We start from the raw sequence: 10,932 nt of genomic DNA, 5'->3' as shown, positions 1-10,932 counted from the left end.
CGTCTCCCGGCTACGCGCCGGCGATCTCCTTGATGAACCGGTCGAACAGGTAGAGCGAGTCGTGCGGCCCCGGCCCCGCCTCGGGGTGGTACTGGACCGTCGCGCCCTGCACGTCGCGCAGGGTCAGCCCCTCGACGGTGCGGTCGTAGAGGTTGACGTGCGTCAGCTCGGCAGCGCCGAAGTCGGTCTCCCAGCGGACCGGCTCGTCGGTCTCGACGCGCTCGCCGCCGTCGGGACCGCGCACCGCGAAGCCGTGGTTCTGGCTCGTGATCTCGACGCGGCCGGTCGAGAGGTCCTTGACCGGGTGGTTGGAGCCGCGATGGCCGAACGGCAGCTTGTACGTCTCGAGGCCGACGGCGCGGCAGAGCAGCTGGTGGCCGAGGCAGATGCCGTAGACCGGCTTCTTGCCGACGAGCCCGCGCAGCGTCTCGACGACGTAGCCGAGCGCCGCCGGGTCGCCGGGGCCGTTGGCCATGAAGAAGGCGTCGGCGTCGCCGGCGAGCAGCGTCGCGGCGCTTGTGCCGCACGGGTGCAGCTCGACGGTCGCGCCGCGTTCGCGCAGGTTGCGCACGATCGAAGACTTCACGCCGGTGTCGATCATCGCGATCGTCGGGCCGTCGCTCCCGAGCGGACCCTCGCCGAGCGGCTCCAGCCGCACGAGCGCCTCCGGCGTCACCTCGCGGGCGAGGTCGCGGCCGGCCATCGACGGCTCGGCGGCGATCAGCGCGCGCGCGTCGTCCTCGGACAGCGACGCCGGGAAGACGCCGCCGCGCATCGCGCCCGCGTCGCGGATGTGCCGCACGAGCGCGCGCGTGTCGAGGTCGGTGATGCCGGGGATGCCGCAGTCGCGCAGCCAGTCGAGCCAGCCGCCCTCGGCGCCGGGCGCGTCCTCGCGGTTGGTCGCGGCGCGCATGATCGCGGCGCGCGCGTGGATCCGGCCGGACTCCATCGCCTCTGCCGAGACGCCGTAGTTGCCGACGTGCGCGGTCGTGAACGTGATCAGCTGGCCGGCGAAGCTCGGGTCGGTGACCGCCTCCTGGTAGCCGGTCATGCCGGTCGTGAAGACGACCTCGCCGACCGCGTGGCCGTCGGCACCGCAGGCGATCCCGTCGAAGCGCTCGCCGTCCTCCAGCAGGACGTACGCCGTTGCCTCGTTGCTCATCTACATCACCAGCTTCTGGATCGCCTTGAACTCATCGCTGCCGGCCGCGCCGAGCAGCTCGAAGAGGGCCGTCTCGACGGACGTCAGGATCGCGCCGCTCTCCTCCATCTTGCGCAGCCCGAGGTCGCGGTTCGCGTTGCTGCGCGAGGAGACCGCGTCTGTCGCGACGTGGACCTCGATGCCGCGGCCGAGCAGGTCGTGCGCCGTCTGGGAGACGCAGACGTGCGTCTCGATCCCGCACACAAGCGCTTGGTCGCGTCCCTGGAGGTCGAAGCCGTCGGCGCGCGCGGCCGAGAAGACCGTCTTCGGCAGCCGTGCGGCGCCGTCGCCGAGCGCGTCGCGGACCGGCTCGACGGTGTCGCCGAGGCCGCGCGGGTACTGCTCGGTGACGATCACCGGCAGGTCGAGCACGCGCGCGCCCTTGACGAGGATCGCCGTCGCCTCGGCGACGTCGTCGAAGCGCTGGACCGCCTTCGCGAACGCCTCCTGCACGTCGATCACGACGAGCGCGGTGCGCGCGCGGTCGAGCGTCCGCGCGGGGGCCGCGGCGGTCATGCCGTCACCTCGGCGCCCGCGAGCGCCTTGTGCGCGACGGTGCCGGCGGCGACCGTCAGCCGCACGACGCCGTTGAACGTGCGGCCGTGGAAGCAGGAGTTCGCCGACCGGCTCGCGTAGCCGTGCTCGCCGACGACCCACTCCGCGCCGAGGTCGACGAGCGCGAGGTTCGCCGACGCGCCGACCTCCAGCTTCGGCGTGCAGAGGTCGTAGAGCGCGGCGCCTGAGGTCAGCTTCTCGACCAGCAGCGAGAGCGGCAGGACCCCGGGCAGCACCAGCTCGGTGTAGATCGAGGCGAACGAGGTCTCCAGCCCGGTGACGCCGTTCGGCGCCTCCTCGAACGGGACCTCCTTCTCGTGCGCGGCGTGCGGCGCGTGATCGGTCGCGATGCAGTCGATCGTGCCGTCCTTGAGGCCGGCGATCAGCGCCTGGCGGTCGGACTCGGCGCGCAGCGGCGGGTTCATCTTGAAGCGCGTGTCGAGCGACAGGACGGCTTCGTGGGTGAGCGTGAGGTGGTGCGGCGACGCCTCGCCGGTGACCTGCGCGCCTCTCCCCTTCCAGTACGCCAGCGCCTCGACCGACTCGGCCGCCGAGAGGTGCTGGAAGTGCATCCGGCCGCCCTCGAACGCGGCGATCGCGGCGTCGCGCGCGACGATCGTCGACTCCCCGATCGACGGGTAGCCCGCGAGGCCGAGGCGGGCGGAGACCTCGCCCTCGTGCATCACGCAGCCGTTCGACAGCGACGGGTCCTCCTCGTGCAGTCCGAGCACGCCGCCGCAGAGCCGCTGGTACTGGAGCGCCTTGCGCAGCATTCCCGCCGAGACGACCGGTCTGCCGTCGTCGGTGAAGCCGAGCGCGCCGGCGTCGCGCAGCTCCGCCATCTCGGTCAGCTCGTCGCCGCCGAGCCCTCGCGTGATCGCGGCGAGGAATCCGACCGGCACGCGCGCCTGCTGCTCGGCCGCCTCGCGCAGCGAGCGCAGGATCGACGCGTCGTCGAGCGTCGGGGCCGTGTTCGGCATCGCGATCACGGCCGTGAAGCCGCCGGCGGCCGCGGAGGCGGTGCCGGTCGCGAGGTCCTCCTTGTGCTCCTGGCCGGGCGTGCGGAAGTGGACGTGCGGGTCGACGAAGCCGGGGAACAGGTGCAGCCCCTCGCCGTCGATCGTCTCCGCGCCCTCGGGAGCGGTCAGCGCGCCGGGTGCGCCGATCTCGGCGATCTCGCCGTCGCGCACGAGCACGTCGCCGGGGCCGTCGAGGCCGCTGCGCGGGTCGAGCAGGTGCGCGCCGGCGATCAGCAGCTCGGCGGGCCGCCCGCCGCGGAACCAGAGGCCCTTGACGCTCACGCGGCCACCGCCGTCTCGACGCTGCCGATCGGCGACTTCGCCGCACCGGCGCCCGCGAGCAGCTCGTACAGCACCGCCATCCGCACGACGACGCCGGCCTCGACCTGCTGGCCGATCAGCGCCTGCGGCGAGTCGATCGCGTCGCCCGACAGCTCGACCCCGCGGTTGACCGGACCCGGGTGCATCAGCACCTGGTGCGGTTGGAGCCGGTTCGTGTCGATCTGGTATCGCATCGCGTACTCGCGCAATGACGGCACGTACGCCTCCTTCATCCGTTCGTGCTGCATGCGCAGGACGTAGACCACGTCCGCCTCGGGAAGCCGATCGAGCGTCGGCTCGACGTCGCAGCCGAGCGCCTCGATCCCGCGCGGGATCAGCGTCGGCGGTCCGCTGAGCGTCACGTGCGCGCCCATCCGCGTGAACGCGAGGATGTCCGACCGCGCGACGCGCGAGTGCAGCACGTCGCCGACGATCCAGATCTTGACGCCGTCGAGCGAGCCGAGCTTCTGCCGCAGCGTGAAGACGTCGAGCAGCGCCTGCGTCGGGTGCTCGTGCTTGCCGTCGCCGGCGTTGACGACGGCGGCGTCGGTCCAGCCGGCGACCAGTTGCGCGGCGCCGGCGTGCGGCGAGCGGATCACGATCGCGGCTGGGTCGTAGGCGGTCAGCGTCGCGATCGTGTCCTTCAGCGACTCGCCCTTCGTGACGCTGGAGGAGGCGGCGCGGATCGAGACGAGGTCGGCCGAGAGCCGCTTGGCGGCCAGCTCGAACGAGCTGCTCGTGCGCGTCGAGGCCTCGTAGAAGAGGTTCACGACCGTGCGCCCGCGCAGCGCGGGCACCTTCTTGATCTCGCGACCGGCGACCTCTGCGAAGGAGGCGGCGCGGTCGAGCACGCGCTCGATGCCGGCGCGGTCGAGGTCGTCGATCGACAGGAGATGCTTCACGGGGCGGTCACCTCCGAGGTGGCGGTGCTGGCGGCTGAGATCGTGACCTCGTCGACGCCGTCGAGCTCCTCGACGCGGACGTTGACGCGCTCCTCGCGCGCGGTCGGAAGGTTCTTGCCGACGTAGTCGGGGCGGATCGGCAGCTCGCGGTGGCCGCGGTCGGCGAGCACGGCGAGCTGGACGCGCGCCGGCCGGCCGTAGTCGAAGATCGCCTCGATCGCCGAGCGGACGGTGCGGCCGGTGTAGAGCACGTCGTCGACGATCACGACGGTGAGGCCGTCGAGCGGGAAGTCGAGGTGCGAGGCGTGGACGACCGGCGCGCTCGGGCGGGTCGCGACGTCGTCGCGGTAGAAGGCGATGTCGATGTCGCCGAGCGGCGGCTCGCGGTCGAGCAGCTCGGCGACGAGCGCGTGCAGCCGGGCGCCGAGCACGGCGCCGCGCCGGTGGATGCCGACGATGGCGATCTGCTGCGCGGGGTTCTTCTCGACGATCTCGTGCGCGATCCGCACGAGGGTACGCCGCATGTCGTCGCGGTCGAGGACGACCTTCGCTTCACTCACGCGTGCCTTCCTGGCCTCACGGGACCTGGTTAAAGGAACGGAACCTGCGCTCGGGAGCGTAGCAACGCCCCTGGACGCAGCGGTGCCCGGTCAGCGCCGGTCGAGGCTGATGCGCACCGACGAGCCGCGCTCCAGCAGCGTGCCGGGCGGCGGGTCCTGCTCGACGACCTCCCAGTTGGAGTCGACGATCGAGCCGAACATGCCGCCGTCGTCCTCGTCGACGTCGAAGCCGGCCCGCTCCAGCCGGTCGCGCGCGGTGTCGAGCCGCTCGCCGACGACGTCGGGGACCGCCGTCTTCGTGACGACGGTCTCGTCGCCGCTGAGCGGCGGCGCTCTGCTGAGGACGGTCACCGTGCGCGTTCTCGGCGGGTCGGCGTCGCCGCCGATCGCGATCACGAACAGCACGCCGACGAGGAAGCCGGCGGCGACGCCGAGCGCGACGGCTGTCCAGCTCGCCGGGCGCGACACGTCAGCTCCCCGGCTCCACGGCGGCGACCTCGGCCGCGGCCTCCCGCGGCAGCGGCCGCCCGCCGCCGTCCCAGCGCACCAGCTCGGGCGCGCCGCGCTCGGGCAGCGGGACGTCGATCGCGTCGAAGTCGCGCGGGACGACCGTGGCGGGGAAGACCGCGCGCGCCTCCTCGCGGATCTCGCGCCCGCCGTAGCGGGTCGAGAGGTGGACGAGCGCGAGCAGCCTCACCTCGGCCTCGACGGCGGCCTTCGCCGCCTGCGCGGCGGTCGAGTGCTGGGTCTGACGGGCGCGGTCGGCCTCCTCCTGCGTGAAGGTCGCCTCGTGCACGAGCACGTCGGCGCCGTGCGCGATCTCGATCAGCTCCTCGCACGGACCGGTGTCGCCGGAGATCACGAGCTTGCGGCCGAGCCGCGTCTCGCCGATCACCTGCTCGGGTCTGACGCCGCCGATCGTCTCGCCGCGCTGGAGGCGGCCGAAGTCCGGCCCGGGCGTGACGCCGAGCTGCTCGGCGAGCTGCGCGTCGAATCTGCCGGGGCGGTCGTCCTCGGTGATCACGTAGCCGTACGCGGTGCCGCGGTGGTTGACGAGGAACGGCTCGATCACGTACTCGTCCCGCTCGACCATCGCGTCCGGCGGCAGCTCGGAAAGCGTGATCTCGTAGCCGCAGCCGCCCCAGACGTATCTCATGTCGTTCATCAGCTTCCGCAGGCCCGGTGGCCCGTGGATCGTCAGCGGCTTGTCGCGCGCGCGCAGGTCGAACGTCTTCAGCATCCCGGGCAGCCCGAGCCAGTGGTCGGCGTGGAAGTGCGTGATGAAGACGTCGGTCAGGTCGGCGAGCCCGGCCGAGCGCAGCAGCTGGCGCTGCGTGCCCTCGCCGCAGTCGAACAGGATCCGGTCGGCGCCGCGGCGCAGCAGGATCGCGGGCAGGCCGCGGCGTGCGGTCGGCACCGAGCCGGCGGTGCCGGCGAAGAAGAGTGAGAGGTCCATCGGCGGGTTTCGAGGTTAGTCGAGGGTGATCAGCTCGAATGCCACGGCGCCGTCGGCGACGCGACCGATGCCCATCGTGTGGCGCGGCGCGCGCCGCCGCTCGGTCGGGCTGCCGGGGTTGAACAGCTGGAAGCCGGTCGCCGGATCGGTCGCGTGGAGCGGCATGTGGGAGTGGCCGAAGACGAGCGCGTGCGCGGTCGGGAAGCGCCGCTGCATCCGCTCCAGCCGCCCCTGCCCCGGGCCGGCGTCATGCGTCATCGCGATTCGCACGCCGCCGGGCAGCTCGACGATCCGCTCGGCCGGCAGGTCGCGCCGCAGCCCGGCCTCGTCGACGTTGCCGTGGACCGCGACGACCTCGCCGTAGGACTGCAGCTCGAACAGGATCTCCTCGCGCATGAAGTCGCCGGCGTGGAGGATCAGGTCGGCCGCGCGGCAGCGCTCGACGCAGGCGGCCGGCAGCGCGCGGTCGCCCTTCGGCATGTGGGTGTCGGAGAGGATCGCGAGCAGCACGGTCCGGAGGGGGTCTGCGAGCGCGCCCGGCAGGATTCGAACCTGCGACCTCTCGCTCCGGAGGCGAGCGCTCTATCCACTGAGCTACGGGCGCGTGAGTGCAGGAGCTTACCCCGCTCGGGCGCCGGACGCCCGCGCGCCGCGGGCGCTCAGTCGTCCAGCCGCTCCTCATAGATGCGCGTCAGCTCGCTGAGTGGGACGCCGAGGCCGCTCGCGATCCGCACGAGCGCGTCGAACGAGGGGTTGGTGCGGCCGCTCTCCAGCGTCGTGAGGTAGTTGCGCCCGAGGCCGGCGGCTTCGCCGACCTCCTCCTGCTTGAGCGCTCTGCGCGCTCGCAGCTCGCGGACGGCGATCGCCAGCGCGCGGCGCTCTCGGTGAAGCGGTTCGGCCACGTCCGAACCCTCCCACCGGTTCGGCCTTGCATACCACTCCCTCCAGCGGGGATCATACCCGCTGTAGCGGGGATCACCCATGCTGGTCGGGGGATCCGTCGCGCACCCGTTCGCGTCCCCCCTCGCGGACGGGCTGGATCGGCGGGGGCGGTCGTGCGAGACTGATCCCCGCATGACCGTCCCCGCCGCCGACGATCCGCTCGCGCGCCTGGCCGAGCAGCTCGAGCGCCTCAGCAGCGCCAACCTGGCGCTCGGCGAAGCCGCGGAGCAGCTGATCGCGCACGCGAGAGACGAGCGGCTCGCGCTGCGCGAAGCCGCGCGCGGCGCCCGCTCCGCGGCACGTGCCGCCGCCGCCGCGAGCGCCCAGACGCACGCGCTCGCCGACGACCCCCGTCGCGGCTAGTCGGCCGCCCCCGCGCCGGCCCGCCCCCGCGCGCCGGCCGCGCCGCACCACACCCCGCGCGCCGGCCCGGCCGCCCCGCGCGCTCTACTCCCGCGGCGCGAGCACGCGGAACATCGCCGACGCCTTGACGCGGCAGTCGTGCCGGCACGCGAGCGCGACGTAGCGGCCCGGGGTGACCCCGCGGGCGATCTTGATCGGCGCGCGGAAGCGGCCCTCTCTGTCCGTGTGCGCCGCGCCGATCGGCGTCGCCTCGCTGCTCGGCGGTCCCGCCAGCAGCACGAGCCGCACGTGCGGCGGGAAGTCGCGGCCGAAGAAGACGACGGTGCCGCCCGGCGCCGCCGCCCGCGGTCTCACGACCAGCGACGGCGTGCGCACAGCCGGCGCGGCGATCGCAGTCGCTCCCATACAGGCCACGAACGCGACGAGTGCGGCGACGGCGATCCTCCAGCGCATCCAACGGCTCCCTTGATAGCGACACTGCGACGTCCGCCGCATCGTACGCTGACGGGCCGCCGCGGCGGTGCGCGCGGCGGCCCGTCAGCCCTCCCCTGCCCTACGTCGTTGCGATCTGCTGTGCGCAACGGGCGACCGTGCAGCGATCCCTGCGTCCCACACGCGGGAGCTTGGTCGACCAGCGCTGCACCGTCTCTATCGGCACGCGAAAACAGAGCCTAAATAGTCAACTTCCCCTCACTGAACGCGATCGCGCCAGGAACGCGACGCGGCGGCCGCTGGGCCGCCGCGTGGAGCACGCTGCGAGGGTGTGGTGCGGTGGGCGCCGCGGCCGTTCAGCCGCCGGCGACCGCCGGCAGGATCGTGACCTCGTCGCCGTCGGCGACCGACGTCTCCAGCCCGTTGAGGAAGCGGATGTCCTCCCCGCCGATGTAGACGTTGACGAACCGCCGCAGTCCGCCGTCGTCGGCGATCCGCTCACGCAGCTCGCCGAACTGCTCGTACAGCGCGTCCAGCACCTCGCCGACCGTCCCGCCCTCGACCGAGGCGGTCGACGCGCCGCCGGTGGCGGCGCGCAGCTGCGTCGGGATCTTGACCGTGATCGCCATCAGGCGGCCACCGCGCCGGGGACGACCGCCTCGAACGCCTCGTAGCTCGGTTCGATCAGGTGCGTCTCGAACGTGCCGCGCACGACGTCGAGCGTCTTCAGGCCCTCGCCGGTGATGACGGCGACGACTCTCTCGCTGGCGTCGATGTCGCCGCGTGCGGCGAGCTTCGCGAGCACCGCCGTCGTGACGCCGCCCGCCGTCTCGGTGAAGATGCCCGTCGTCTCGGCCAGCAGCTTGATGCCGGCGCGGATCTCGTCGTCGGTGACGGCGTCGATCCCGCCGCCGGTCTTGCGCGCCAGCTCGACCGCGTACGGCCCGTCGGCCGGGTTGCCGATCGCGAGGGACTTGGCGATCGTGTCCGGCTTGACCGGACGGCAGATGTCGGTGCCCTCGCCGAACGCAGTGGCGACGGGCGAGCAGCCGGTCGCCTGTGCGCCGTTCATCGTCGGCACCGCGCCGTCTACGAGACCCAGCTCGATCCACTCCTCGAAGCCCTTCGCGACCTTCGTGAAGAGCGAGCCGGAGGCGATCGGCGCGACGATCCGATCAGGGACCGACCAGCCGAGCTGCTCGGCGATCTCGTACGCGATCGTCTTGGAGCCCTCGGAGTAGTACGGGCGCATGTTGATGTTCACGAACGCCCATTCGTGCTCGCCAGCGACCTCGGTGCAGAGGCGGTTGACGTCGTCGTAGTTCCCTCTGACGGCGACGAGGTTCGTGCCGTAGACGCCGGTCGCGAGGATCTTCTGCTCCTCGAGGTCGGACGGGATGAAGACGTAGGAGTCGAGGCCGGCCGCCGCGGCGTGCGCGGCGACGGCGTTGGCGAGGTTGCCGGTCGATGCGCACGCGATCGTCTGGAAGCCCAGCTCCTTCGCACGCGCGAGCGCGACGGCGACGACGCGATCCTTGAACGAGTGCGTCGGGTTCGCGGCGTCGTTCTTGATCCACAGCTCGCCGATGCCGAGCCGCTCCGCGAGCCGGTCGGCGCGCAGCAGCGGCGTCCACCCGGCCGGCAGCGTGTCGCGCGGCGGCGCGCCGGCGAGCGGGAGGAAGTCGCGGTAGCGCCACAGCGAGTGCGGCCCCGCCTGGATGCGGCGGCGCAGCTCGTCGGCGTCGACATCGGTCGGCGCCGCGTAGGCGACTTCGAGGGGACCGAAGCAGCGCTCGCAGACGTACTTCGCCTCGAGCTCATAGACGGTCTTGCATTCTTTGCAGGTCAGTGACACTGGCGGCATCAAAAAAACCTCCGCCGGGTTTCCGTGGCAGAGGTCGTAGAACCGCCGAACCACATCTCCCAGGCTTGTTGCTTTGCCTGATGGAATTGGCACCTTCCCCTTACGGGGGGTTGCCGGGGCTTCGTCGGGCCATAACCCTCCACCCCTCTGGATGCGTACTGCTATGTGGCGCAAGTATATGCAAGCTCGTGACGTTCCTGCAACGCGCCATTCCGGAAAACGCCTGGTGCGGGGTAGAATGACTCCCGTGCCGCCTGAGATCACCGACCCGATGAGCGACGAGCCGCCAAGTTCCCATGCCGAGCTTGCCCAAGCCTCGCTTCGTTCGCGGTCCCCGCGGGCGCGCGCACCTCTCGGCACCGCCGACTGAGCCCGAAGCCTCGGAGATCGAGGTCGTCGAGGGCTGCGGCGTCCGCTGGATCCACATCGAGCGGCCGCGCCCCGGCGATCGCGCGTGGCTGGAGGAGCGCTTCGACTTCCACCCGCTCGACTACGAGGACGTCTACTCGCGCAACCAGCGGCCGAAGATCGACGAGTACGACGACTACCTCTTCATCGTCCTGTACTTCCCGCGCTTCGACAAGCAGGTCGGCCGCCTGAACGCGGCCGAGCTCGACCTCTTCGTCGGGCCGGACTTCGTCGTCACGCTGCCGAACCAGCCGCTGCAGCCGGTCGAGTACCTGTTCGAGCGCTGCCGCACCAACGACGAGCTGCGCGACAGCTGGTTCTCGAAGGGCACCGGCTACCTGCTCTACAAGATCGTCGACGCGTGCGTCGACGCGAGCTTCCCGATGCTGGCGAAGATGGGCAACAAGCTGGAGCGCGTCGAGGACGAGATCTTCGCCGGCAACTCCGCCGAGGTCGTCCGCGACATCTCCAACGTCAAGCAGGAGATCATCAACTTCCGCAAGGTCGTGCGCCCGCAGCGCGCGGTCTTCGGGGACCTCGAGCGCACGAAGCAGCGCTACCTCGCCGACGACCTCGACGTCTACTTCGACGACATCAACGACGCCTCCGAGCGCATCTGGCAGATGCTGGAGACGTACAAGGAGACCGTCGAGGCGCTCGAGGCGACGAACGAGTCGGTCCTCTCCCACCAGCTCAACGACGTGCTGCGCGTGCTGACCGTGCTGACGGTCGTCTTCCTGCCGCTGACGCTGATCGCGTCGATCTTCGGAATGAACGTGAAAGTCCCCGGCGAGGGGCAGATCGAGCCGTTCTGGGTCGTCGTCGCGATCCTCGTGATCGTCGGCACGGGGATGATCGGCTTCTTCCGCAAGCGCAACTGGCTCTGACGGCCTGACCGCCCGCCAGCGC

Annotated in this window: 14 protein-coding genes, 1 tRNA gene and 1 riboswitch; of the genes, 2 read left to right on the top strand and 13 right to left on the bottom strand. The window is 71.8% G+C overall.

The features are described from left to right. Nucleotides 1-10: 10 nt before the first annotated feature. The 10 genes from carA to CWOE_RS15950 form a co-directional block, all read right to left on the bottom strand. Entirely contained in the window at nt 11-1,162 is a 1,152-nt protein-coding gene (gene carA, locus CWOE_RS15995; RefSeq protein WP_012934673.1) for a glutamine-hydrolyzing carbamoyl-phosphate synthase small subunit, read from the bottom strand. After that, nucleotides 1,163-1,717 carry an isochorismatase family protein gene (locus tag CWOE_RS15990; RefSeq protein WP_012934672.1) on the bottom strand — a complete coding sequence of 185 codons (555 nt, stop codon included), beginning with the start codon at nt 1,715-1,717 and terminating at the stop codon, nt 1,163-1,165. After that, the gene (locus tag CWOE_RS15985) at nt 1,714-3,057 is read right to left on the bottom strand and encodes a dihydroorotase (RefSeq protein ID WP_012934671.1); all 1,344 of its coding nucleotides are present in this window, start codon (nt 3,055-3,057) and stop codon (nt 1,714-1,716) included. Before CWOE_RS15985 ends, CWOE_RS15990 begins: the two co-directional genes overlap by 4 nt. After that, nucleotides 3,054-3,998 carry an aspartate carbamoyltransferase catalytic subunit gene (locus CWOE_RS15980; protein ID WP_012934670.1) on the bottom strand — a complete coding sequence of 315 codons (945 nt, stop codon included), beginning with the start codon at nt 3,996-3,998 and terminating at the stop codon, nt 3,054-3,056. Before CWOE_RS15980 ends, CWOE_RS15985 begins: the two co-directional genes overlap by 4 nt. Continuing rightward, complete coding sequence (gene pyrR / locus CWOE_RS15975) at nt 3,995-4,558, bottom strand: bifunctional pyr operon transcriptional regulator/uracil phosphoribosyltransferase PyrR (protein ID WP_012934669.1); 564 nt, start codon at nt 4,556-4,558, stop codon at nt 3,995-3,997. The genes CWOE_RS15980 and pyrR overlap by 4 nt, the downstream gene beginning before the upstream one ends. 90 nt (nt 4,559-4,648) lie before the next feature. Continuing rightward, the gene (locus CWOE_RS30795) at nt 4,649-5,026 is read right to left on the bottom strand and encodes a PASTA domain-containing protein (RefSeq protein ID WP_012934668.1); all 378 of its coding nucleotides are present in this window, start codon (nt 5,024-5,026) and stop codon (nt 4,649-4,651) included. A 1-nt stretch (nt 5,027) separates the two neighbouring features. Next, on the bottom strand, nt 5,028-6,014 hold the full coding sequence (rnz, locus tag CWOE_RS15965; RefSeq protein WP_012934667.1) for a ribonuclease Z: 987 nt from the start codon (nt 6,012-6,014) through the stop codon (nt 5,028-5,030). 15 nt (nt 6,015-6,029) lie between these two features. Next, nucleotides 6,030-6,524: a metallophosphoesterase family protein gene (locus CWOE_RS15960; RefSeq protein ID WP_012934666.1), complete on the bottom strand. Its 495-nt coding sequence runs from the start codon at nt 6,522-6,524 to the stop codon at nt 6,030-6,032. 21 nt (nt 6,525-6,545) lie between these two features. After that, a tRNA-Arg gene (locus tag CWOE_RS15955) sits at nt 6,546-6,618 on the bottom strand. A 55-nt stretch (nt 6,619-6,673) separates the two neighbouring features. Continuing rightward, a complete protein-coding gene (locus CWOE_RS15950; RefSeq protein ID WP_012934665.1) occupies nt 6,674-6,916 on the bottom strand; it encodes a helix-turn-helix domain-containing protein in 243 nt (80 codons plus the stop codon). Nucleotides 6,917-7,088: 172 nt separating this feature from the next. On the opposite strand from CWOE_RS15950, the gene CWOE_RS15945 reads away from it, so the two are divergent. Beyond that, nucleotides 7,089-7,319: a hypothetical protein gene (locus tag CWOE_RS15945; protein WP_012934664.1), complete on the top strand. Its 231-nt coding sequence runs from the start codon at nt 7,089-7,091 to the stop codon at nt 7,317-7,319. Nucleotides 7,320-7,403: 84 nt separating this feature from the next. Here CWOE_RS15945 and CWOE_RS15940 read toward each other — a convergent pair whose 3' ends face one another. The 3 genes from CWOE_RS15940 to thrC all read right to left on the bottom strand — a co-directional run bounded on the left by CWOE_RS15940 (nt 7,404) and on the right by thrC (nt 9,615). Continuing rightward, complete coding sequence (locus tag CWOE_RS15940; protein ID WP_012934663.1) at nt 7,404-7,772, bottom strand: hypothetical protein; 369 nt, start codon at nt 7,770-7,772, stop codon at nt 7,404-7,406. A gap of 335 nt (nt 7,773-8,107) precedes the next feature. After that, nucleotides 8,108-8,380: a ubiquitin-like small modifier protein 1 gene (locus tag CWOE_RS15935; RefSeq protein ID WP_012934662.1), complete on the bottom strand. Its 273-nt coding sequence runs from the start codon at nt 8,378-8,380 to the stop codon at nt 8,108-8,110. Then, nucleotides 8,380-9,615: a threonine synthase gene (thrC, locus tag CWOE_RS15930; RefSeq protein WP_012934661.1), complete on the bottom strand. Its 1,236-nt coding sequence runs from the start codon at nt 9,613-9,615 to the stop codon at nt 8,380-8,382. Before thrC ends, CWOE_RS15935 begins: the two co-directional genes overlap by 1 nt. Before the next feature lie 49 nt (nt 9,616-9,664). Beyond that, nucleotides 9,665-9,773, bottom strand: a riboswitch (SAM riboswitch). 138 nt (nt 9,774-9,911) lie between these two features. On the opposite strand from thrC, the gene CWOE_RS15925 reads away from it, so the two are divergent. Next, nucleotides 9,912-10,910, top strand: a complete 999-nt coding sequence (locus tag CWOE_RS15925; protein ID WP_012934660.1) for a magnesium transporter CorA family protein — start codon at nt 9,912-9,914, stop codon at nt 10,908-10,910. Nucleotides 10,911-10,932 lie beyond the last annotated feature (22 nt).

It is taken from the genome of Conexibacter woesei DSM 14684 (assembly GCF_000025265.1).
In the GTDB taxonomy this organism is placed as follows: domain Bacteria; phylum Actinomycetota; class Thermoleophilia; order Solirubrobacterales; family Solirubrobacteraceae; genus Conexibacter; species Conexibacter woesei.
Note: the sequence above shows the minus strand (reverse complement) of the source record. Positions and strands in the feature narration are given on the sequence as shown.

Coding starts and splice junctions, on each gene's coding strand:
- CWOE_RS15990 (WP_012934672.1), bottom strand. CDS start 1,717: ATGACCGCCGCGGCCCCCGCGCGGACGCTCGACCGCGCGCGCACCGCG.
- CWOE_RS15935 (WP_012934662.1), bottom strand. CDS start 8,380: ATGGCGATCACGGTCAAGATCCCGACGCAGCTGCGCGCCGCCACCGGC.
- CWOE_RS15940 (WP_012934663.1), bottom strand. CDS start 7,772: ATGCGCTGGAGGATCGCCGTCGCCGCACTCGTCGCGTTCGTGGCCTGT.
- rnz (WP_012934667.1), bottom strand. CDS start 6,014: ATGGACCTCTCACTCTTCTTCGCCGGCACCGCCGGCTCGGTGCCGACC.
- carA (WP_012934673.1), bottom strand. CDS start 1,162: ATGAGCAACGAGGCAACGGCGTACGTCCTGCTGGAGGACGGCGAGCGC.
- CWOE_RS15925 (WP_012934660.1), top strand. CDS start 9,912: ATGCCGAGCTTGCCCAAGCCTCGCTTCGTTCGCGGTCCCCGCGGGCGC.
- thrC (WP_012934661.1), bottom strand. CDS start 9,615: ATGCCGCCAGTGTCACTGACCTGCAAAGAATGCAAGACCGTCTATGAG.
- CWOE_RS15945 (WP_012934664.1), top strand. CDS start 7,089: ATGACCGTCCCCGCCGCCGACGATCCGCTCGCGCGCCTGGCCGAGCAG.